The 21,353-nt window shown below is 70.8% G+C and carries 19 protein-coding genes; 8 read left to right on the forward strand and 11 right to left on the reverse strand.

Annotated elements, in window-relative coordinates:
- Nucleotides 1–226: 226 nt before the first annotated feature.
- The 3 genes from ACGF3C_RS33235 to ACGF3C_RS33245 all read right to left on the reverse strand — a co-directional run bounded on the left by ACGF3C_RS33235 (nucleotide 227) and on the right by ACGF3C_RS33245 (nucleotide 2,900).
- Nucleotides 227–1,147, reverse strand: a complete 921-nt coding sequence (locus ACGF3C_RS33235; protein WP_393227752.1) for a RimK family alpha-L-glutamate ligase — start codon at nucleotides 1,145–1,147, stop codon at nucleotides 227–229.
- A gap of 13 nt (nucleotides 1,148–1,160) precedes the next feature.
- Nucleotides 1,161–1,496 (reverse strand): hypothetical protein, encoded by a 336-nt coding sequence (locus ACGF3C_RS33240; RefSeq protein WP_393227755.1) that lies wholly within the window; start codon nucleotides 1,494–1,496, stop codon nucleotides 1,161–1,163.
- 450 nt (nucleotides 1,497–1,946) lie between these two features.
- Complete coding sequence (locus tag ACGF3C_RS33245; protein ID WP_357229939.1) at nucleotides 1,947–2,900, reverse strand: heme o synthase; 954 nt, start codon at nucleotides 2,898–2,900, stop codon at nucleotides 1,947–1,949.
- A 266-nt stretch (nucleotides 2,901–3,166) separates the two neighbouring features.
- Between ACGF3C_RS33245 and tkt the strand changes: the two genes are divergently transcribed.
- From tkt to pgl, 6 genes are all read left to right on the forward strand, one after another.
- The gene (tkt, locus tag ACGF3C_RS33250; RefSeq protein WP_355009949.1) at nucleotides 3,167–5,305 is read left to right on the forward strand and encodes a transketolase; all 2,139 of its coding nucleotides are present in this window, start codon (nucleotides 3,167–3,169) and stop codon (nucleotides 5,303–5,305) included.
- A gap of 15 nt (nucleotides 5,306–5,320) precedes the next feature.
- Entirely contained in the window at nucleotides 5,321–6,496 is a 1,176-nt protein-coding gene (gene tal, locus ACGF3C_RS33255) for a transaldolase (protein WP_393227758.1), read from the forward strand.
- Entirely contained in the window at nucleotides 6,493–8,142 is a 1,650-nt protein-coding gene (locus tag ACGF3C_RS33260; protein WP_393227760.1) for a glucose-6-phosphate isomerase, read from the forward strand. The genes tal and ACGF3C_RS33260 overlap by 4 nt, the downstream gene beginning before the upstream one ends.
- Before the next feature lie 2 nt (nucleotides 8,143–8,144).
- The gene (gene zwf, locus ACGF3C_RS33265) at nucleotides 8,145–9,698 is read left to right on the forward strand and encodes a glucose-6-phosphate dehydrogenase (RefSeq protein ID WP_357229945.1); all 1,554 of its coding nucleotides are present in this window, start codon (nucleotides 8,145–8,147) and stop codon (nucleotides 9,696–9,698) included.
- The gene (locus ACGF3C_RS33270; RefSeq protein WP_357229947.1) at nucleotides 9,695–10,711 is read left to right on the forward strand and encodes a glucose-6-phosphate dehydrogenase assembly protein OpcA; all 1,017 of its coding nucleotides are present in this window, start codon (nucleotides 9,695–9,697) and stop codon (nucleotides 10,709–10,711) included. The genes zwf and ACGF3C_RS33270 overlap by 4 nt, the downstream gene beginning before the upstream one ends.
- 143 nt (nucleotides 10,712–10,854) lie before the next feature.
- The gene (gene pgl / locus ACGF3C_RS33275; protein ID WP_393227763.1) at nucleotides 10,855–11,625 is read left to right on the forward strand and encodes a 6-phosphogluconolactonase; all 771 of its coding nucleotides are present in this window, start codon (nucleotides 10,855–10,857) and stop codon (nucleotides 11,623–11,625) included.
- A gap of 11 nt (nucleotides 11,626–11,636) precedes the next feature.
- Here the strand turns inward: pgl and ACGF3C_RS33280 are convergent, their stop codons facing one another.
- From ACGF3C_RS33280 to rapZ, 8 genes are all read right to left on the reverse strand, one after another.
- Nucleotides 11,637–11,978 (reverse strand): RNA polymerase-binding protein RbpA, encoded by a 342-nt coding sequence (locus tag ACGF3C_RS33280; protein ID WP_357232536.1) that lies wholly within the window; start codon nucleotides 11,976–11,978, stop codon nucleotides 11,637–11,639.
- A 140-nt stretch (nucleotides 11,979–12,118) separates the two neighbouring features.
- Nucleotides 12,119–12,379, reverse strand: coding sequence for a preprotein translocase subunit SecG (secG, locus tag ACGF3C_RS33285; protein WP_121653040.1), 261 nt, complete (start codon nucleotides 12,377–12,379; stop codon nucleotides 12,119–12,121).
- Nucleotides 12,380–12,475: 96 nt separating this feature from the next.
- Nucleotides 12,476–13,267 (reverse strand): triose-phosphate isomerase, encoded by a 792-nt coding sequence (gene tpiA / locus ACGF3C_RS33290; RefSeq protein WP_393227767.1) that lies wholly within the window; start codon nucleotides 13,265–13,267, stop codon nucleotides 12,476–12,478.
- Nucleotides 13,268–14,467 carry a phosphoglycerate kinase gene (locus ACGF3C_RS33295; protein WP_357232530.1) on the reverse strand — a complete coding sequence of 400 codons (1,200 nt, stop codon included), beginning with the start codon at nucleotides 14,465–14,467 and terminating at the stop codon, nucleotides 13,268–13,270. It lies immediately after the preceding gene.
- Nucleotides 14,464–15,468 (reverse strand): type I glyceraldehyde-3-phosphate dehydrogenase, encoded by a 1,005-nt coding sequence (gene gap, locus ACGF3C_RS33300; protein ID WP_357198555.1) that lies wholly within the window; start codon nucleotides 15,466–15,468, stop codon nucleotides 14,464–14,466. Before gap ends, ACGF3C_RS33295 begins: the two co-directional genes overlap by 4 nt.
- Before the next feature lie 266 nt (nucleotides 15,469–15,734).
- Nucleotides 15,735–16,715: a DNA-binding protein WhiA gene (whiA, locus tag ACGF3C_RS33305; RefSeq protein ID WP_210785006.1), complete on the reverse strand. Its 981-nt coding sequence runs from the start codon at nucleotides 16,713–16,715 to the stop codon at nucleotides 15,735–15,737.
- Between the two features lie 54 nt (nucleotides 16,716–16,769).
- On the reverse strand, nucleotides 16,770–17,837 hold the full coding sequence (locus tag ACGF3C_RS33310) for a 2-phospho-L-lactate transferase CofD family protein (protein WP_393227771.1): 1,068 nt from the start codon (nucleotides 17,835–17,837) through the stop codon (nucleotides 16,770–16,772).
- Entirely contained in the window at nucleotides 17,834–18,736 is a 903-nt protein-coding gene (gene rapZ / locus ACGF3C_RS33315; protein WP_357234897.1) for an RNase adapter RapZ, read from the reverse strand. Before rapZ ends, ACGF3C_RS33310 begins: the two co-directional genes overlap by 4 nt.
- 254 nt (nucleotides 18,737–18,990) lie before the next feature.
- Here rapZ and ACGF3C_RS33320 point away from each other — a divergent pair, with 254 nt between their 5' ends.
- Together ACGF3C_RS33320 and recQ are read left to right on the forward strand one after the other, a co-directional pair.
- A complete protein-coding gene (locus ACGF3C_RS33320; protein ID WP_355009940.1) occupies nucleotides 18,991–19,335 on the forward strand; it encodes a hypothetical protein in 345 nt (114 codons plus the stop codon).
- 76 nt (nucleotides 19,336–19,411) lie between these two features.
- The gene (gene recQ / locus ACGF3C_RS33325) at nucleotides 19,412–21,256 is read left to right on the forward strand and encodes a DNA helicase RecQ (protein WP_393227774.1); all 1,845 of its coding nucleotides are present in this window, start codon (nucleotides 19,412–19,414) and stop codon (nucleotides 21,254–21,256) included.
- The last annotated feature ends 97 nt before the right edge of the window (nucleotides 21,257–21,353 follow it).

A 21,353-nucleotide genomic window follows, 5' to 3' on the forward strand; every position in this document is an offset into this window, starting at 1 on the left:
CAGATCTTGACGACGAACACCGCTTTTCGGAGATCGGAACCCGGCCTTGGCGCCCCAGGCCACCAAGATCGCACTCGAACCAGGATGTAGCGGCCACGGAACGCCGGGAAGCCACTAGAACCAGGATGTTGCGCGATCTTGCCGGCCGCAGCACGGACGCGCGGCAGCCGGACGCACGTGCGCGCGGCGCGGGCGGCCGTTCGGGAGTTGCTTGTTGTGTGAGTGGTTAGGCGTTGCGGGCCAGGTGAGTGGTGATCGCGGTGGCGAGTCGCTCGGGGGCGCCGTCCGCGTACCCGATGAAGAGCGACGGCTCGGTCAGCTCCAGCTCGACCAGGACCGGCTCGCCGTCCGGGCCGGGAATCAGGTCGACCCGGGCGTAGAGCAGCTGTCGGGTGCCGCCGGGCACCGTCGCGAGGGTCTGCTCGGCCACCGCCAACTGCTCGGGGCGAGCGGTGCGGGCGGTGATCTCTTCGGCCTTGTACAGCCCGTCCGGACCGAGGTCCGGCCCGGACAGCATCGGACCCTTGCGGATCGCGTGGCTGAACGCGAGCCCTTCGGGACCGGCCAGGAAGAGAAGAGCCGTCTCGCCTTCGGTGTCGACGGCCCGCAGGTACGGCTGGACCATGGTGACCCGGCCGGCCTCGGAGAGTCGGCGAACGTGTGCGGCGGCAAGGTCGCGGTGCTCCGGGTCGGACAGGTCGTACCGGCCGGTGTCCTGACTGCCGGCGCTGACGGCGGGTTTGAGCACGTACTCGCCGGTCTCGGCGGGCGGCTGCCAGCTCTCCCCCGGCATGATCCAGGCTGTCGGCACGGTTGGCACGCCGGCGGCGCTCAGCTCGGCGAGGTAGCGCTTGTCGGTGTTCCAGCGGACCACGTCGGCCGGGTTGACGAGTGTCGGCACGGTCGACGCCCAGGACACGAACTCGTCGCGGCGCAGCGCGTAGTCCCAGGGTGACCGGAGCACGACCAGGTTGTAGGACGACCAGTCGACGTCGGGGTCGTCCCAGACGACGGCCTGGACGGCGACGCCACGGGTGGCGAGCGGGGCGAGGACCAGCCGGTCGTCCGGGTCGAGCTCGGCCAGGTCGGAGCAGGTGACGAGAGCGACCCGGGGTTCCCCCCGGGTCGACTGGTGATATGTGGTCAATTCAGGTGTCTGTTCACCGGGCCATCGTGCGCCGGGCCATCGACCGCCAGAGGTCGTTGCTCGGACGCATCTGGTCCATCAGTTCACGCTCCCAGGCGTTCTCGACGGCGACTCCCGCCTTGGCGCACGCCTCCCGGGCGGTGACGGTGTCGTCGGCGAACTGGTCGCCCCACTCACCGTCGGCACCGACCAGGACGATTCGCGCGCCGCGCTTGCCGACGTACTCGATGACCGCCTTCGCGCCGCCGTGTTCTGCGGCGAACGCCTTGAGACCCGCAACCAGGCCTAGGGGCGCCTGCTCGCCGGCGGTCTGCTCAGCGGTCAGCGTCGTATCGGAACCATCTGCCATGACGCGAAGCCTAAGCAGACTTGCACCCCGTCGGGCGAGAACCATGAACCTTTTGTGATGCCAATTACCTACAGGTTTAAGGACGACCACAGGTTTGCTGTCCGATTATTTACCGACTTTTACGCCCAAAGCGCGCAGGCAAATCGCCTTCGAACCCTCCCAGGTTGAGCCGATCCGACTCATGTAGAAAGTTACTCTGATGTGACGTTAAACCCGGACAACTCATCCACGTCCGTGATTAGTCAGCAGATCAGCGGCATCGATCGCCGCCGACCCGAGCCACTGCGCGCCAACTGATCGGACAACCTGACCGGACGGACAACGCGGCAGACGGACATCGCCAGGGCCGCGAAGCCGCACGCGGCGCGGTAGAAGGCAGCGAGAGGAGCTGACGGGCGCAGGCCACCGCATTCGACGCGGAGAGCGGAGAGCGGAGTCGGCCGGGACGGGTCAGATCAGCGCGTCGAGCGCGACGGCCACGAAGACGATCGTCAGGTACGTCGTCGACCAGTGGAACAGCCGCATCGGCTTGACCGCCTCGCCGCGCGTCGCGCGCCGGCAGAGTCGGTGTGCCTCGAGGATGAAGATGGCACCCACCACCAGGGTCGGCACCCCGTAGATCGCGCTGAGCCCCAGCGGCCAGACGGCCAGGGAGGTGAGCACGGTGAGCCACGCGAAGATCAGGATCTCGGCGTTCACCCGGCGAGTCGAGGCCACCACCGGCAGCATCGGGATGCCGGCCCGGGCGTAGTCGTCCTTGTACTTCATGGCGAGCGGGTAGAAGTGCGGCATCTGCCAGAAGAAGACCACAGCGAAGAGCCCCCAGGCGGCCGGCGCCAGTGAGCCGGTCACCGCAGCCCACCCGATCAGCACCGGTGCCGCCCCGCAGGCGCCGCCCCAGAAGGTGTTCGTCGGGGTGGAACGCTTGAGCCACAGGGTGTAGACGAGGTCGTAGTAGGCGATCGCGGCGAGGGTCAGCCCGGCGGCCAGCAGGTTGGTGAACGCCGCCATCAGGGCCACCGACACCGCCGCCAGCACCAGACCGAAGATCAGCGCGCTCCGCGGCGACACGGTGTGTGCCGGCAGCGGCCGACGCTTGGTACGCCGCATCAACTGGTCGATGTCGCGGTCGATGTAGCAGTTGAGGACGCTTGCCGCACCGGCGGCGAGCGAGCCGCCGATCAGCACGATGGCCATCAGCCAGAGCGACGGCAGCCCACCCTCGGCGAGCATCATCGCCGGGATGGTGGTTACCAGCAGCAACTCGACGATCCGCGGCTTGGTGAGCGACACGTACGCCGAGAGAACCGCGCGTACGTCCCGCCGGGCCACCGGGCCCTCGGCCGCCCGCGCCGGGTGTGGCCCGGCCGGGTTGCTCGCGGGGCGCTCGGTGATCATGCTCACGGATTGCCACCTTCCGGCATCGGGCACGGGGAGATCGGATCGGTCGGGACCGCACGGATCCGCATACCGCCCCACACACTACGCGTCGTCGTTTTGGCTGCCCGGCCGACCCGACAACGGTGCGGGCCGTCACACCACCGGGTTGAACCGAGCATCCGGATGGTCACGTAGCGCACACCATGCGCAGATCCCCGGGCGCATGTTTAGGGACGCTCGATAAGGTCATCGGTGAGGGTTCCGCCCATCTGCCGAGGAGCACAACCATCGTGGCTGTTAAACGACCCGAGCACCCCGCACTGAACTGGTCCGACCTCGATCGCCGGGCCGTAGACACCGTCCGCGTGCTGGCCATGGACGCCGTAGAGAAATCCGGCAACGGTCACCCGGGCACCGCGATGAGCCTCGCGCCCGCGGCGTACCTCCTCTTCAACCGCGTCATGCGGCACAACCCGGCCGACCCCAACTGGCCCGGCCGCGACCGGTTCGTTCTCTCGGCCGGGCACTCCAGCCTGACGCTTTACATCCAGCTGTTCCTCTCCGGTTACCCGCTGAGCCTGGACGACCTCAAGTCGCTGCGGCAGTGGGGCTCGCAGACGCCGGGGCACCCCGAGCACGGGCACACGCCGGGCGTGGAGACCACCACCGGCCCGCTCGGGCAGGGTCTGGGCAACGCGGTCGGCATGGCCATGGCGGCCCGCCGCGAGCGCGGCCTGTTCGACCCCGAGGCCGAGCTCGGCGCGTCCGTCTTCGACCACGACATCTGGTGCATCGTCTCCGACGGTGACATCGAGGAGGGCATCAGCCACGAGGCCAGCGCCCTCGCCGGGCACCAGCAGCTGGGCAACCTCACGGTGATCTACGACGACAACGAGATCTCCATCGAGGACGACACCCGGATCGCCAAGAGCGAGGACGTGGCCGCCCGCTACGAGGCGTACGGCTGGCACGTGCAGACCGTCGACTGGCGCAGCGGCGACGCCGACCAGGGCGACTACCACGAGGACGCCGAGGCGCTGTACGCGGCGCTGGTGGCCGCCAAGGCGGAGACCGCCCGCCCCTCCTTCATCGCGCTGCGCACCATCATCGGCTGGCCCGCGCCCAACAAGCAGAACACCGGCAAGATCCACGGTTCGGCGCTCGGCGCCGATGAGGTGAAGGCCACCAAGCGGATCCTCGACTTCGACCCGGAGCAGACCTTCCAGGTCGACGAGGAGGTGCTCAGCCACGCCCGCACGGTGATGGGTCGCGGCGACGCGGCCGAGCAGGAGTGGACCGCCGCGTTCGACGCCTGGAAGAAGGCCAACCCGGAGCGCACCGCGCTCTACGAGCGGTTGGCTGGCCGCGTACTCCCCGACGGCTGGACCGACGCGTTGCCGGTCTTCCCCGCGGACGCCAAGGGTGTGGCCACCCGGGCCGCTTCCGGCAAGGTGCTGGAGGCGCTCGCGCCGGTGCTCCCGGAGCTGTGGGGCGGCTCGGCCGACCTGGCCGAGAGCAACAACACCACGATGAAGGGCGAGCCGTCGTTCATCCCGGCCGCCCACGCCACCAAGGACTTCCCCGGCCACGAGTACGGCCGCACGCTGCACTTCGGCATCCGTGAGCACGCCATGGGCGCGATCCTCAACGGCATCGCCCTGCACGGCGGCACCCGCCCCTACGGCGGCACGTTCCTGGTGTTCAGCGACTACATGCGTCCGTCGGTGCGGCTGGCCGCGCTGATGAAGCTGCCGGTGACCTACGTCTGGACGCACGACTCGATCGGCCTCGGCGAGGACGGCCCGACCCACCAGCCGGTGGAGCACCTGACCGCGCTGCGCGCCATTCCCGGCCTGGATGTGGTCCGCCCGGCCGACGCCAACGAGACCGCCTGGGCGTGGCGGCAGGCGCTGGAGCACACCGACCGGCCCACCGCGCTGGCGTTGAGTCGTCAGCCGCTGCCGACCCTGGACCGCGACGTCCTGGGCAGCGCGGAGGGCGTGACCAAGGGTGGCTACGTGTTGGCCGAGGCGTCCAACGGCAAGCCCCAGGTGATCATCGTGGGCACCGGCTCCGAGGTGCAGCTCTGCCTGACCGCCCGGGAGCGGCTGGAGGCCGACGGCACCCCGACCCGGGTCGTGTCGATGCCGTGCCAGGAGTGGTTCTACGAGCAGGACGAGGCATACCGGGAATCGGTGCTCCCCCGTGGGGTAAAGGCACGGGTGAGCGTGGAGGCGGGCATCGCGATGTCCTGGCGCGGCATCGTCGGTGACCTGGGCGAGAGCGTCAGCATCGAGCACTACGGCGCGAGTGCCCCGCACACCGTGCTCTTCGAGCAGTTCGGGTTCACCGGTGACCGGATCGTGGCGGCGGCACACGCCTCGCTGGCCCGGGTGGGCGACATCACCGGTTTCACGACCGGCAACTGAGGGAGCGTGGACGGCATGACCGACAAGCTGAATGAGCTGACCGCCGCGGGCGTGGCGGTCTGGCTCGACGACCTTTCCCGGGTACGACTGAGCTCCGGCGGGCTGGACCAGCTCCGCCGCGAGAAGCACGTGGCCGGCGTCACCACCAACCCGACGATCTTCGCCAAGGCCCTGAGCGACGCCGACGAGTACAACTGGCAACTGCGCGACCTCGCTACTCGTGACGTGGACGTGGAAGAGGCCGTCCGCATGCTCACCACGTACGACGTGCGGTGGGCCTGCGACGTGATGCGCCCGTCGTACGACGGCAGCGACGGCGTCGACGGCCGCGTCTCGATCGAGGTGGACCCCCGCAGCGCGCACGACGCGGACAAGACCGTCGCCGAGGCCAAGGCGCTGTGGTGGCTTGTCGACCGGCCGAACCTCTACATCAAGATCCCGGCCACCGAGGAGGGCCTGTCGGCGATCACCGACACGCTCGCCGAGGGGATCAGCGTCAACGTGACCCTGATCTTCGGTCTGGACCGCTACTCGGCGGTCATGGAGGCGTTCCTCGCCGGCCTGGAGCAGGCCAAGGCCAACGGCCACGACCTGTCGAAGATCGGCTCGGTCGCGTCCTTCTTCGTGTCCCGGGTCGACGCCGAGGTCGACAAGCGGCTGGAGAAGATCGGCTCCGACCAGGCCAAGTCGCTCAGGGGTAAGGCCGCCGTCGCCAACGCCCAACTGGCGTACGAGCGCTACACCGAGGTGTTCGCCTCGGACCGCTGGAAGGCGCTCGCCGCGGCCGGCGCGCACCCGCAGCGGCCGCTGTGGGCGTCCACCTCGACGAAGAACCCGGACTACAAGGACACCATCTACGTCGAGGAGCTGATCGCCCCCGGCACTGTCAACACCATGCCGGAGTCGGTCGTCAACGCGTACGCCGATCATGCCGAGACCCGCGGTGACACCGTCACCGGGGCCTACGACGCGGCCCGGAAGGTCTTCGCGGACCTGGAGTCGGTCGGGGTCGACCTGGCCGACGTGATCGCCACCCTGGAGCGCGAGGGCGTGGAGAAGTTCGAGGTCAGCTGGCAGGAGCTGCTCGACGGGGTGACCAAGTCGCTGAAGGCCGCGGCGCAGGGCACCGGCGCGCCGAACAAGGCCGCCAAGGGCAACGCCAAGGCCGCCGACAAGGCGGGTGGCGCATGAGCGACCTGCTTGCGGGGCCGGTGGAGGCAGCCGCCGGGCTCTCCGTGTACGGCGCGGACGCGGTCGACAAGGCCGCGCCGGCCTCGACCCGGGACGCGCTGGTCAAGGCCGGCGTCCCGGGCAAGCTGGCGGGCAAGGACGCCAGCCTGTGGGGTCCGGACGCCGAGGCCGAGGCCAAGATCCGGCTGGGCTGGGTGGACACCCACCGGCGCAGCCGCGAGCTGCTCGTCCAGTTGGCCGAGCTGAGCGCGGAGCTGGCCGACCTGGATCACGTGGTGCTCGCCGGCATGGGCGGTTCTTCGCTCGCGCCCGAGGTGATCACCCAGACGTTGGGCCGCCCGTTGACGGTGCTGGACACCACCGACCCGGGCCAGGTCCGGGCGGCGCTCGGTGACCGGCTGGAGCGCACCGTCGTGGTGGTGGCCAGCAAGTCCGGGTCGACGGTGGAGACCGACAGCCACCGGCGCGCGTACTGGCAGGCGTTCCTGGACGCCGGGATGACCGAGGCGGAGGCCGGCCGGCACTTCGTCATCGTCACCGACCCGGGTTCGCCGCTGGAGGCCACCGCGGCCGAGATGGGCGCGTTCACGGTGCTCGCCGACCCGAACGTCGGCGGCCGCTACTCGGCGCTCACCGCGTTCGGTCTGGTGCCCTCGGCGCTGGCCGGGGTCGAGGTCGCGGAGCTGCTCGACCAGGCCGACGCGCTGGCCACCTCGCTCGGCGCGGACCAGAACAACCCGGCGCTGGCGCTGGGCGCCGCTCTGGGCGCGGCGGCCACGCTCGCCCGGGACAAGGTCGCCCTGGTCTCCGACGGCACCGGCATCGACGGGCTCGGCGACTGGGCGGAGCAGCTGATCGCCGAGTCGACGGGCAAGGCCGGGGTGGGCATCCTGCCGGTGGTCGTGGAGTCTCCGCAGAGCCCCGGCGCCACCGGCGCGGACGTGCTGACGGTCAGCTACGGCGGCGCGCTGGCCCCCGGTGACATGCCGGGCGGCGGGGCCACCCCGGACGTGGCCGTCAACGGCCCGCTGGGCGCTCAGTTCCTGGCCTGGGAGTACGCCACCGCGGTGGCCGGTGTGGTGCTCGGCATCGACCCGTTCAACCAGCCGAACGTCACCGAGTCCAAGGAGAACACCAACAAGATCCTGGCCTCGGGCCTGCCGGCGGAGACGCCGTCGTTCACCGAGGGCGCGATCGAGGTGTACGCCCCGCAGGGCGCCCCCGGGGACCTGGCCGGTGTGCTGCGCTGGCTGCTCGACGGGCTGGGCGACGACGGTTACCTCGCGGTGATGGCGTACCTCGACCGGTTCGCCGACGCCGACACGGCCAAGCTGCGGTCGCTGCTGGCGCAGGCGGGTGGCCGACCGGTCACCTTCGGCTGGGGTCCGCGCTTCCTGCACTCGACGGGCCAGTACCACAAGGGCGGCCCGCAGGTGGGCAGCTACCTCCAGGTGACCGGCGCGGTCGCCGAGGACCTGGCGGTGCCGGGCAAGCCGTACACCTTCGGTGAGTTGCAGGCGGCGCAGGCCGCCGGTGACCGGCAGGCTCTCGCCGGTCGGGAGCGGCCGTTGCTGCGGTTGCACCTCACCGACCGGGCCACCGGTGTCGCCCAACTACTGGACGCGGCCGGTGATCTGCGGGCGTGAGGATGGACGACGTGACTGAGGCGGAGCGAGGAGGCGGTTCGGTGAACCCGCTGCGCGACCCGCAGGACCGCCGGTTGCCCCGGATCCCGGAGCCCTGTGCTCTGGTGATCTTCGGGGTGACCGGCGACCTGGCCCGCAAGAAACTGCTCCCTGCGGTCTACGACCTGGCCAACCGGGGGCTGTTGCCGCCGGGCTTCGTGGTGCTCGGTTTCGCGCGCCGGGACTGGGGTGACGGCGACTTCGAGACGTTGGCCTGCGAGGCTGCCCGCAAGCACGCCCGCACCCCGTGGCGGGACGAGGTGTGGGCGCGGCTGGCCGGCAACATCAAGTTCGTTGGCGGTTCGTTCGACGACGACGCCGCCTTCGACACTCTCGCCTCGACGCTTGACGATCTGCGCCAGACCCACGGCATCACCGGCAACGCGGCGTTCTACTTCTCCATCCCGCCGGCCGCGTTCCCTGTCGTGCTCAAGCAACTGGCCCGCACCGGGATGGCCGACAACGACAAGTCCGGCGGTTGGCGTCGGGTCGTGGTGGAGAAGCCGTTCGGTAACGACCTGCCCTCGGCGAAGGCGCTCAACGACCTCGTCGACGACGTGTTCACCCGGCAGGACGTCTTCCGGATCGACCACTACCTGGGCAAGGAGACAGTTCAGAACATCCTCGCCCTGCGGTTCGCCAACAACCTGTTCGAGCCGCTGTGGAACTCCAAGTACGTCGACTCTGTGCAGATCACCATGGCGGAGGACGTCGGTATCGGCACGCGCGCCGGCTTCTACGACACCGTCGGCACCGCCCGCGACGTACTGCAGAACCACCTCCTCCAACTCCTCGCCCTGGTGGCGATGGAGGAGCCGACCAGCTTCGACGCCGACGAGATCCGGGCCGAGAAGCTGAAGGTGCTCAAGGCCATCACCCTGCCCACCGACGTCGCCCGGGACACCGTCCGCGGTCAGTACCTGCCGGGCTGGGTCGGCGGCGAACGCGCTGTCGGTTACCTGGAAGAGCGGGACGTCCCCGCCGACTCCACCACTGAGACGTACGTGGCGGTGCGGTTGGGCATCCAGAACCGCCGTTGGGCGGAGGTGCCGTTCTACATCCGGGCCGGCAAGCGGCTGCCACGGCGGGTCACCGAGGTCGCCATCATGTTCAAGAAGGCGCCGCACCTGCCGTTCAACGACGCCGACATGGAGTCGCTGGGCAACAACCAGCTGGTCATCCGGGTGCAGCCGGACGAGGGTGTGGTGCTCAAGTTCGGCTCGAAGGTGCCGGGCACGACCATGGAGGTCCGCGACATCGCGATGGACTTCCAGTACGGCGAGGCGTTCACCGAGTCCAGCCCCGAGGCGTACGAGCGTCTGGTGCTGGACGTGCTGATCGGCGACCGCACCCTGTTCCCGGACGCGGCCGAGGTCGAGCAGAGCTGGCAGGTGATCGACCCCCTGGAGCACGCCTGGGAGGGCACCACCCCGGAGCCGTACCGGGCCGGCGAGTGGGGCCCCCGGGCCTCCGACGAGATGCTGGCCCGCGAGGGCCGCGCCTGGAGACGAGCATGATCGGGCTGTGGGACACCACCGGCAACGAGGTGGTCAAGGCGCTCGCCGCCGAGCGGCGCAGCGCCGGCGGGGTGGCCAGCGGCATGGCGCTCACCCTCATCGTGGTGGTGGACGAGAAGCGGGTCCGGGAGGCTGAGGCCGCGGCGACGATCGCCGCCGCGGCGCACCCGTGCCGCCTCGTGGTGGTGGTCCGCTCGGAGATCGAGCGGGACCGCAACCGACTGGACGCGGAGATCGTGGTCGGCGGCCGCCTCGGCCCGTGCGAGGCGGTGGTCACCCGGATGTACGGCCGGTTGTCCCTGCACGCCGAGTCGGTGGTGATGCCGCTGCTCGTTCCCGACGTACCGGTGGTCACCTGGTGGCACGGCGAGCCTCCGGCGGAGATCGCCACCGACTTCCTCGGGGTGGTGGCCGACCGGAGGATCACCGACTCCGCGCAGGCCGCCGACCCGGTGGAGGCGCTGCGGCAGCGGGCCCGGGACTACGCCCCGGGCGACACCGACCTGGCGTGGACCCGGATCACCCCGTGGCGCACCCTGGTCGCCGGGGCGTTCGACACCACCAACGCCCGGGTCACCGAGGCGACGATCGTCGCGCCTCCCACCGACCCCACGGCGGCGCTGATGGCCGGTTGGCTGTCCAGCCGGCTCGGCATCACCCCACGCCGGGTGGACAGCAACGAGTTCCCCCGGATGCGGGAGGTGCAGCTCAGCTGCGCCAACGGCGATCAGCTGACGCTGACCCGCGAGGACAGCATGGCCGTGTTCCGGCGCACGGGCCAGGACGACCGGGCCCTGCCGCTGGTGCGCCGCCCCCTCGGCGACGAGCTGGCCGAGGAGCTGCGCCGGCTGGACGCCGACCAGGTGTACGCGGAGGCGCTGGGCGCGACTGTCGGGCTGCGGGGGCTGGATCAGCGCCCCGCGCAGCGGGTCCACGTCTGGAAGGATCCGGCCACCGCACAGCGCGCCGAGGCCGGGGTGACCGCGCACGTCGGCACGAGCGGCGAGGGCTGAGCCCAGCCGGGGCACAACGTCGGGCAGGGCCGGTACGCACCGGCCCTGCCCCGCAATCTCCGGGGTTTCCGCCCCACCACCTCGGGCACACCGCCCCGGGCACGACAGCGACCGTCTCGCGGTCCTCGAACGAAGGCGCAACCATGAGTGAGGCGAGTGTCGCCGTCCACGCCGACGCCGACCTGCTGGCGCAGGCCGTGGCGGCCCGGTTGCTGGTGAAGCTGCTCGACGCCCAGGCCGACCGGGGCGAAGCCTCGGTGGTGCTCACCGGAGGTCGGGTCGCGGCGGCCGTCTACCGGGCGGTCGCGACGCTGCCGGCCCGCGACGCGGTGGACTGGTCCCGGGTCGACGTGTGGTGGGGCGACGAACGGTTCCTGCCCGCCGGTGATCCGGACCGCAACGAGACGCAGGCCCGGGCCGCCCTGCTGGACGTGGTGCCACTGGATCCGGCCCGGGTGCACGCGATGCCGGCCTCGGACGGCCCGGCCGGCAACGACCCCGAGGCGGCGGCTGCCGAGTACGCGCAGGAGCTGGCCCGCGCCGCCCGGCCCGGGCACGCCACACTGCCGCACTTCGACGTGCTGATGCTGGGCGTCGGCGAGGACGGCCACGTGGCCTCGGTCTTCCCCGAGCACCCGGTGGGCTACGAGACCCGGCCGGTGAGCGCGGTGCGGGGCAGCCCCAAGCCGCCGCCGACGCGGACCACCCTCACCCTGCCGGCGATCAACACCGCCGAGGAGGTCTGGCTGGTGGCCGCCGGCGCCGACAAGGCTCGCGCGGTGGGTATGGCGTTGGCCGGCGCAGGCCCGGTGCAGTTGCCGGCGGCCGGTGTGCGCGGCGTGAACCGCACCCGCTGGCTGCTCGACCGGGCGGCGGCAGCCGACGTACCGGCGAAGCTGCGCAGCCTGCGCTGAACTCGGCTCCGCTACTCGCCACGCCGGCGACGCAGAGCGGCGAGCGCCTCGTTCAGCAGGGCCTCGCCCTCCTCGGCGGTGCGCCGCTCCTTCACGTACGCCAGGTGGCTCTTGTACGGTTCGGCGCGGACCCGACCTGGCGGGTTCTGGGCGTCCCGACCGGCGGGTAGGCCACAGCGGGGGCAGTCCCACAGAGGCGGCGGTTCGACGTCCGCGGCGATCCGAATGTCGACCCGGTGGTCGTTACGGCACCAGTAGGTGACGTCCTGTCGGGGGGCGGGTTGGTGCCGCTCGTCGGGGCGCATCGGTGCGGACCCGACCCGGGCTCCCCGGATAACGTTGCCATTCGGCACGGCTGCTCGCTCCTGTCGTCGGAGGGGACCCGCCGTCTTCGGGGGTGGAGCGGCGGGCGACGCGGTGCAGCGGAGAAAAGCCTGCGCGCGGCCCGTCGAGTGACGAACCGCGCGCAGATTGTACGACTTACTGAGCCTGCTCAGGCGCCGCTGTTCATTTGGAGGCGCAGCCAGAGCCCGAGCCCGATGATGGCGGCGAACCAGACGACGCTCACCAGAACGGTGTAGCGGTCCAGGTTCTTCTCGGCGACCGAGGAGCCGGCGAGGCTGGAGCTGACGCCACCGCCGAACATGCTCGACAGACCGCCACCCTTGCCACGGTGCAGCAGGATCAGCAGGGTGAGCAGAATGCTCGTGATGACCAGCAACACGATCAACGTGTATGCGAACCAGATCGGCATGGCTGGGGTCAGTTCCTCTCGTAGCGATCCTCGCCCGGTCTGATCGGGCACGGCGGCACCGACCGGCGGACGGGCGGTGTCAAGGATACCGAGCGATCAGCGGGCGAGGTGCTCCGGGAACCTGCAGATCTGAGCGAATTCCTCGGCGTCCAGGCTGGCGCCCCCCACCAGGCCCCCGTCCACGTCCGGTTGGGCCATGATCGAGGCGATGTTTGACGCCTTGACCGACCCGCCGTAGAGGACCCGAACCTGGTCGGCGGTCTCCTGGTCGAAGCGTTCCGCCAGTCGCTGACGCACCGCCCCGCAGACCTCCTGGGCGTCGTCCGGGGTCGCGGTCTTGCCGGTGCCGATCGCCCAGACCGGCTCGTACGCGATCACGACCTGCCGCACCTGCTCGGGGGTGAGCCCGGCGAGGCCCCCGTCGAGCTGGTCGGAGCAGTGCGCCACGTGGGTGCCCTGCTCGCGGACGTCAAGCCCCTCCCCCACGCACAGGATCGGCGTCAGGCCGTGCGTCAGCGCCGCCTTGACCTTGGCGTTGACCAGCGCGTCGTCCTCGTGGTGGTAGGCCCGCCGCTCGGAGTGCCCGACCACCACGTACGTGCAGCCGAGCTTGGCCAGCATCGGCCCGGAGATGTCCCCGGTGTACGCGCCGGACGCGTGCGGGGAGAGGTCCTGCCCGCCGTAGCCGATCAGCAGCTTGTCCCCGTCCACCGCGGTCTGCACGGTGCGCAGGTCGGTGAAGGGTGGCAGCACTACCGTCTCGACGGCGGTGAGCTGCTTCTCGGTGAGGCTCGCCGCCAGCTTCTGCACCAGCAGGTTGGCCTCGAGGTGGTTGAGGTTCATCTTCCAGTTGCCGGCCATCAGCGGCCGGCGGGTGGTGCTCGACATTCAGTTCTCCAGGGCCGCGATGCCGGGGAGGGTCTTGCCCTCGAGGTATTCCAGGGAGGCGCCACCACCGGTGGAGATGTGCCCGAAGGACGACTCGTCCAGCCCCAGGGCACGGACGGCCGCGGCGGAGTCACCGCCACCGACGACGCTGAACGCGTCGGCCTTGGTGATCGCCTCGGCGATCCCCCGGGTGCCCGCAGCGAAGGCCGGCATCTCGAACACACCCATCGGGCCGTTCCAGAAGATCGTCTTCGCCTGGGACAGCGCGGCGCTGAAGCCAGCCACCGTCTCCGGGCCGACATCCAGGCCGAGCCGGTGGCTCGGGATGCCATCGACCCGCACCGTGTCGTGCGCCGCGTCCGGAGCGAACGCGTCCGCCACCACCACGTCGACCGGCAGCATGATCTTGCCGTCGGACCGCTCCAGCAGGTTGCGGCAGGTGTCGACCATATCCTTCTCCAGCAGCGAGGTGCCCACCTCCAGGCCCTGGGCCTTGAGGAAGGTGAAACACATCCCGCCACCGATGAGCAGCCGGTCGACAGTGGGCAGCAGAGCCTCGATCACGGCGAGCTTGTCGGACACCTTCGACCCACCGAGCACCACGACGTACGGGCGCTCGGGGTCACCGGTGAGCTTGGAGAGCACCTCGACCTCACGCAGCACCAGCCGACCCGCCACGTGCGGCAACCGGGCCGGCACGTCGAAGACGCTGGCGTGCTTGCGGTGCACGGCACCGAACGCGTCGTCCACGTACGCGTCGCCGAACGCGGCGAGCTGGTCGGCGAAGGCGCCCCGCTCGGCCTCGTCCTTGCTGGTCTCGCCCGCGTTGAAACGCAGGTTCTCCAGCAGGGCGACCTGGCCGTCAGCCAGGTCGGCGACGGTGGCGCGGGCCGACTCACCCACGGTGTCGGTGGCGAAGTGCACCGGCGCGCCCAGCAGCTCACCGAGCCGCCCGGCGACCGGGCCCAGGCTGAACTGCGGGTCCGGGGCGCCCTTCGGGCGGCCCAGGTGCGAACAGACGACCACCTTCGCGCCGGCCTCGACCAGCGCGCCGAGGGTCGGCAGCACCGCGCGGATGCGCCCGTCATCCGTGATCGCACCGGTCTGCTTGTCGAGCGGGACGTTCAGGTCGGCGCGCACCAGCACGCGCCGACCCGACACCCCCTCGGCGAGCAGGTCGTCGAGGGTCCGGATGCTCACAGCGACGAACCGACCAGCTTGACGAGGTCGACGAGGCGGTTGGAGTAGCCCCACTCGTTGTCGTACCAGCCGACGACCTTGACCTGGTTGCCGACGACCTTGGTCAGCGGCGCGTCGAAGATGCACGACGCCGGGTCGGTCACGATGTCGGTGGAGACGATCGGGTCCTCGTTGTAGACCAGGATGCCCTTGAGCGGGCCGTCCGCGGCGGCCTTCAGCGCGGCGTTGACCTCGTCCACGGTGGTCTCGCGACCCACGTTGACGGTGAGGTCGGTGACCGAGCCGGTCGGGATCGGCACCCGCAGGGCGTAGCCGTCGAGCTTGCCCTTGAGGTCCGGCAGGACCAGGCCGATCGCCTTGGCGGCACCGGTCGAGGTCGGGACGATGTTCAGCGCGGCGGCCCGGGCACGACGCAGGTCCGAGTGCGGCGCGTCCTGGAGGTTCTGGTCCTGGGTGTACGCGTGGATCGTCGTCATCAGACCGTGCTGGATGCCGAACGTGTCGTGCAGGACCTTCGCCATCGGCGCGAGGCAGTTGGTGGTGCACGAGGCGTTGGAGATGATGGTGTGCTTCGCCGGGTCGTAGGTGTCGTGGTTGACACCCATGACGACGGTGACGTCCTCGTTCTTCGCCGGGGCGGAGATGATGACCTTCTTGGCCCCACCGTCGACGTGCGCCTTGGCCTTGGTGGCGTCGGTGAAGAAGCCGGTCGACTCGATGACGACGTCGGCGCCGACCTCGCCCCACGGCAGCTTCGACGGGTCCTTCTCGGCGTACGCCTTGATGGTCTTGCCACCGACGGTGATCTCGTCGGAGTTGGCCTTGACCTCGTACGGCAGGCGACCGAGGATGCTGTCGTACTTGAGCAGGTGGGCGAGCGTGGCGTTGTCGGTCAGGTCGTTCACCGCCACGACCTCGATGTCGGCGTCAGACGCCAGCACTGCCCGGAAGAAGTTACGGCCGATTCGGCCAAAGCCGTTGATGCCAACCCGGATGGTCACAGGTCCCATCTCCTCGCGTTCTGGTCCGCCGGCTTCAGACAACGGGCCGGCGGGAATGGTGTGCGCCGACCGTTGGAGCCGGCCGTCGACGGTTCATCTCGGCCACCCCGCCGCGCGGTCTGAGGACCTGACCGCCCGAGGCGGTGGGCACGACGAGAAAGGCCGGTGTCGGCCCCCTTGCCGTACTCAGCGACCTTATCCGAGCGTGCGAGACCACGCTGCGCCGGGTCGCGCTCCCGGTCGCACCGTGCGGCCCCACCGTCCTATCAGACCACGAGCATGTCGGGCGTGACTGCCGCTTCCGTATCCGGGATGCCAAGGTCGCGGGCCCGCTTGTCGGCCAGCGCCAGGAGCCTGCGGATCCGTCCCGCGATGGCGTCCTTGGTCAGCGGGGGGTCGGCCAGGGCGCCCAGTTCCTCCAGCGACGCCTGCCGGTGCTCCAGACGCAGCCGACCGGCGTCGGTCAGGTGGTTGGGCGCCTCGTCGGCGAGGATCTCCAGCGCACGGGTGACCCGGGCGGCCGCGGCGACCGCCGCCCGCGCCGAGCGGCGCAGGTTGGCGTCGTCGAAGTTGGCGAGCCGGTTGGCGGTGGCCCGCACCTCGCGGCGTACCCGACGCTCCTCCCAGGCCAGCACGCTGGAGTGCGCGCCGATCCGGGTGAGCAGCGCGGCTATCGCGTCGCCGTCCTTGACGACCACCCGATCCACCCCGCGTACCTCGCGGTTCTTCGCGGTGATGCCGATGCGGCGGGCCGCGCCGACCAGCGCCAGCGCGGACTCCGGCCCCGGGCAGGTGATCTCCAGCGCGCTGGAGCGGCCGGGCTCGGTGAGCGAGCCGTGGGCCATGAACGCGCCCCGCCACGCGGAGACCGCGCAGCAGACGTTGGCTGCCACCACGTGTGGGGGCAGCCCCCGCACCGGGCGACCCCGCACGTCGAGCAGGCCGGTCTGCCGCGCGAGGGCCTCGCCGTCCTTGACCACCCGCACGATGAAGTGGCTGCCCTTGCGCAGCCCACCGGAGGCCAGCACGTGGATCTCGCTGGGGTAGCCGTAGACCTCGGCGACCTCCCGGCGCAGCCGCCGGGCGACCGCCCCGGTGTCCAGTTCCGCCTCCACCACCACGCGGCCGGAGACGATGTGCAGCCCGCCGGCGAAGCGCAGCAGCGCGGCCATCTCCGCCCGCCGGCAGCAGGGCTTGGGCACGTCGACCCGACTCAGCTCGTCCTTGACCGCGGCCGTCATCGCCATTGTGCGTCCCCTCACGGACCTGTTCCGGCGTGTCGCCGGAGATTACGTACGTGTCTAACGATCGGCGCCCAGGACAGGCACCAGCGCGGCGCCCAGAGCAGCCGGATCATGGCGGGGAGTCCCGTCGACAACGGCGACGGGGGCGAGGACCAGGCGGGCACCCAGCGATTCTGCCGCACGTTCGACCGGTTCGGGGTCACCCACCGCCTTGGCGTCGGCGAGCACAAGATCGACCTTGAGTTCGGGCAGGTACCAGTGCAGTGCCGCGAGATGATCGGCGACGGAGAGCCCCAGGGTCTCCTTCTCCGCGGCGAGGTTCAAGGTAACCAGCCGCCGGGCCGAGGTGGACACGATCGCGTCGGCCAACTGCGGCACCAGCAGGTGCGGAAGCACACTCGTGTACCAGCTGCCCGGCCCGAAGATCAACCAATCGGCCGCCCGGATCGCCTCGATGGCCTCGGCGCACGCCGGTGGAGCGCTCGGGGTGAGGCGCAACGACTCGACCCGCCCGGTGGTCACGGCCACCTGGTGCTGACCACTGACAGTGCACACGTCGTCCGGGGCGGCCGGGTCGGCACCGCGTACCCGCGCCTCGATGCCGACCGGTTGGCGGGACATCGGCAACACCCGGCCCACCGCGCCGAGCATCGCGCCGGCGTGCTCCAGCGCGGCCACCGGGTCGCCGAGCAGCTCCATGAGGCCGCAGAGCACCAGATTGCCCACCGCGTGCCCGGTCAGACCGTCGGTGCCGGCAGACGCCCCGTCGGTGCCGCGTGGAGCCGCGCCGTCCCGGCCCGCGTCGTCGCCCGCCGCCGGGCCCCGGCCGGTCGCGCCGGATCCGGGTACGCCCACCGGCGCGGCGGCGAAGCGGTGCTGGAACAGCCCGGCGCTGCGCCGGGTGGCCGGGTGGTCACCGGCCAGGGCCACCAACGCCTGGCGCAGATCTCCCGGCGGCAGGCCACCCCGCTCGGCCCGCAACCGACCACTGGAACCACCGTCGTCACCCACCGTGACCACTGCGGTGATGTCGAGGTCGAGTTCGGGGGCGCAGTGGCGCAGCGCACGCAACGAGGCGGACAGACCGTGCCCGCCGCCGAACGCCACCACCCGCCGGGCCGTCATTCCCGCCCCAGGTCGCGGTGCTGGGCGTTCGCCGCCAACCCCGAGTGACGCAGTCGGCTGGCCAACTCCTCGGCGATGGCCACGCTGCGGTGCTTGCCGCCGGTGCAGCCCACGGCGACAGTGAGGTACCGCTTGCCCTCCCGCTCGAAGCCGGTCGTGGTGGCGTTGACCAGGTCGGCGTACGAGGCGACGAAGGCGTCCGCGCCCTCCTGGCCCAGCACGTACGCGCTGACCGCCTCCTCCCGCCCGGTGTGCTCACGCAGCTCCGGCACCCAGTACGGATTGGGCAGGAAGCGGGCGTCCAACACGAAGTCGGCGTCCGGTGGCAGGCCGTACTTGAAGCCGAACGACAACACGGTGACCCGCAGCCGGCGGGCGTCCTCGCCGCCGAACAGCTCCTCGATGCGGCGCCGGAGCTGGTTGACGTTCAGATGGCTGGTGTCGATGATCACGTCGGCCTGGTCACGGGCCTCCTCCAGCAGGCCGCGCTCCACGGCGATGCCGTCGGCCAGCCGCCCGTCACCCTGCAACGGATGCGAACGGCGAACGCTCTCGAACCGCCGGATCAGCACCTCGTCGTCGGCGTCGACGAAGACCACCCGGGGCGAGAATCCGCGCTCCTTGAGCTCCCGGATCGCCCCGGCCAGGTCGGTGGAGAAGGCCCGCGACCGCACGTCCAGCACCATCGCGGTACGCCGAGCCGCGCCGCCCGCCTTGAACGCCAGCTCGGCCATGTCCAGCATCAGGGCCTGCGGCAGGTTGTCCACGACGTAGTAGCCGACGTTCTCCAACGCCCGGGCCACAGTACTGCGGCCACCCCCGGAGAGGCCGGTGACCACCACCAGTGTGGTCTCCGACTCAGCCGCCACCTGCTCGCCATTGGCATCCGGGCCGTCGATCCGGTCCCCGGCTGTGCGCGCCTCGCTCACCCGTACCCCCAAGCCGTGGCGCCGCGGCCGCCCTCGGCCGCGATTGGTCAATCAGCGACTCTATCCCGCCACCCGGTCGCCGCCCGGCACCCGTGGCCGGACGGCGCACAGCCGAGCGCCCGGCGGTCGCGCTCCCGACAGTGCGCGCACTTGATGACGATCAGTGACTGTCTATACGCTCCTTGCGATAACCGCAGGTCAAGGCCGATATCTGGGAGGGTGCGATGCACGACCTGGCGGACAAGAACAAGTACGTGGGCTTCCTGTTCATGCGGATCAACCCCGAGTACTTCGCCCTCGGACGTGAGGGCATCCACGAGATCTCCGCCGAGCACGCCCGCGACCTGGGCCGCTTCGCCAAGCAGCTCACCCACGTCGTCTGCACCGGGGTGAACGGCACGTACGACCAGGTCACCATGGTCGAGGCCGACACGCTGGAGGAGATCAACGCGGCGGCCACCGCCTTCCGCATGGGCAACAAGGCCCGCTACATCGAGATCGTCGACATCGTGATCGGGATGAAGGCCCCGCCGCGCGGACTGGCCAACCGGTCCAGCCAGCCCGGCTGACCGCCCCGCCCGTCCGGTCCACCCGACCCGGGTGCGCCGGGCGGGCGCTGTCGGGGTCGGCTCGTAGACTCCCCGGATGGCTTCTCCCACCGATCTGCGTAGCGCCTCCGACGCCCTCGACGCGCTGCGCCGGGTGTTCGGCTACGACGCGTTCCGTGGTTTCCAGCAGGACGTGATCGATCACGTGGTCGATGGCGGCGACGCGCTGGTGTTGATGCCCACCGGTGGCGGCAAGTCCCTGTGCTACCAGATCCCGGCCCTGGTCCGCGACGGGGTCGCCGTCGTCGTGTCCCCGCTGATCGCGCTCATGCAGGACCAGGTGGACGCCCTCACCGCGGTCGGCGTACGCGCCGGGTTCCTCAACTCGACCCAGACCCTGGACGCCCGGCGACGGGTGGAGGCCGCCTTCGTCGCCGGCGAGCTGGACCTGCTCTACCTCGCCCCGGAGGCGCTCGGCGTCCGGTCCACCCTCGCCCTGCTCGACCGGGGTCGCATCTCCCTGTTCGCGATCGACGAGGCGCACTGCGTGTCCCAGTGGGGGCACGACTTCCGCCCCGACTACCTCGCGCTCTCGATGCTGCACGAACGCTGGCCGCAGGTGCCCCGCATCGCCCTGACCGCCACCGCGACCAGCGCCACCCGCACCGAGATCGCGACCCGGCTCAAACTCGACGACGCCCGACACTTCGTGGCCAGTTTCGACCGGCCCAACATCCAGTACCGGATCGTGCCCAAGCGCGAGCCCCGCAAGCAGTTGCTGACCCTGCTGCGCGACGAGCACCCCGGCGACGCCGGCATCGTCTACTGCCTGTCCCGTGCCTCGGTCGACAAGACGGCGGAGTTCCTCACCGCCAACGGGGTCGCCGCGCTGCCGTACCACGCAGGGCTGGACGCGGGCACCCGCGCTCGCAACCAGCAGCGCTTCCTGCGGGAAGACGGCCTGGTCATGGTGGCCACCATCGCCTTCGGCATGGGCATCGACAAGCCCGACGTGCGGTTCGTCGCGCACCTCGACCTGCCCAAGTCCGTCGAGGGCTACTACCAGGAGACCGGCCGCGCCGGCCGTGACGGTCTGCCATCAACCGCCTGGCTGGCGTACGGGCTTCAGGACGTGGTCCAGCAACGCAAAATGATCGAGACGTCCGACGGGGACCTCGCCCACCGCCGCAACCTGGCCGCACACCTGGACGCGATGCTCGCCCTCTGCGAGACGGTGCGCTGCCGGCGGGTCCAACTGCTCGAATACTTCGGCGAGACGACGACGGCGGCGTGCGGCAACTGCGACACCTGCCTCACCCCACCGGAGACCTGGGACGGCACCGTCGCCGCTCAGAAGTTGCTCTCCGCCGTCTTCCGCCTCGACCGCGAACGCAACCAGCGCTTCGGCGCCGGGCACTGCATCGACATCCTGCTCGGCAAACAGACCGACAAGATCAGCCAGTACGGTCACGACTCCCTGACAGTCTTCGGCATCGGCTCCGAGCTCAGCGAGGCCGAGTGGCGGGGCGTGGTCCGACAACTGCTCGCCGAAGGGCTCCTCGCCGTCGAGGGCGACTACGGCACGCTGGCGCTGACCGAGGCGAGCGCCGACGTCCTCGCTCGCCGCCGTACGGTCACCATGCGTCGCGAGCCGGAGAAGCCGGCATCGAGCCGCTCATCGAAGCCGCGCGGCGCGTCCACCGTCGTGGCCGAGCTGACCCCGGCCGCCGCGTCGCTGTTCGAGCGGCTGCGAGCCTGGCGGGCGACCACCGCCAAGGAACAGGGCGTCCCGGCGTACGTCATCTTCCACGACGCGACACTGCGACAGATCGCCAGCGACGCGCCCAGCACGCTGGGTGACCTGTCCAAGGTCAGTGGGGTCGGCGAGAGCAAACTCGCCAAGTACGGCGAGCAGATCCTGGCCGTCCTCACCACCGACTGAGGTCATGCCGAAGGGCCGGGCCCCGTGGTGGGGTCCGGCCCTTCGGTCATGTGGTTCGGGTTGGGTCAGCTGGTGGCGTAGCCGCGGGTGGCGATCC

Source organism: Micromonospora sp. NPDC047762 (assembly GCF_043204655.1).
Classification (GTDB): domain Bacteria; phylum Actinomycetota; class Actinomycetes; order Mycobacteriales; family Micromonosporaceae; genus Micromonospora.

Bases quoted from the DNA above. Each gene is read 5' to 3' on its own strand.
- ACGF3C_RS33240 (WP_393227755.1), bottom strand. From the start codon at position 1,496: ATGGCAGATGGTTCCGATACGACGCTGACCGCTGAGCAGACCGCCGGC.
- tal (WP_393227758.1), top strand. From the start codon at position 5,321: ATGACCGACAAGCTGAATGAGCTGACCGCCGCGGGCGTGGCGGTCTGG.
- ACGF3C_RS33260 (WP_393227760.1), top strand. From the start codon at position 6,493: ATGAGCGACCTGCTTGCGGGGCCGGTGGAGGCAGCCGCCGGGCTCTCC.
- zwf (WP_357229945.1), top strand. From the start codon at position 8,145: ATGGACGACGTGACTGAGGCGGAGCGAGGAGGCGGTTCGGTGAACCCG.
- ACGF3C_RS33270 (WP_357229947.1), top strand. From the start codon at position 9,695: ATGATCGGGCTGTGGGACACCACCGGCAACGAGGTGGTCAAGGCGCTC.
- pgl (WP_393227763.1), top strand. From the start codon at position 10,855: ATGAGTGAGGCGAGTGTCGCCGTCCACGCCGACGCCGACCTGCTGGCG.
- secG (WP_121653040.1), bottom strand. From the start codon at position 12,379: ATGCCGATCTGGTTCGCATACACGTTGATCGTGTTGCTGGTCATCACG.
- tpiA (WP_393227767.1), bottom strand. From the start codon at position 13,267: ATGTCGAGCACCACCCGCCGGCCGCTGATGGCCGGCAACTGGAAGATG.
- whiA (WP_210785006.1), bottom strand. From the start codon at position 16,715: ATGGCGATGACGGCCGCGGTCAAGGACGAGCTGAGTCGGGTCGACGTG.
- ACGF3C_RS33310 (WP_393227771.1), bottom strand. From the start codon at position 17,837: ATGACGGCCCGGCGGGTGGTGGCGTTCGGCGGCGGGCACGGTCTGTCC.
- ACGF3C_RS33320 (WP_355009940.1), top strand. From the start codon at position 18,991: ATGCACGACCTGGCGGACAAGAACAAGTACGTGGGCTTCCTGTTCATG.
- recQ (WP_393227774.1), top strand. From the start codon at position 19,412: ATGGCTTCTCCCACCGATCTGCGTAGCGCCTCCGACGCCCTCGACGCG.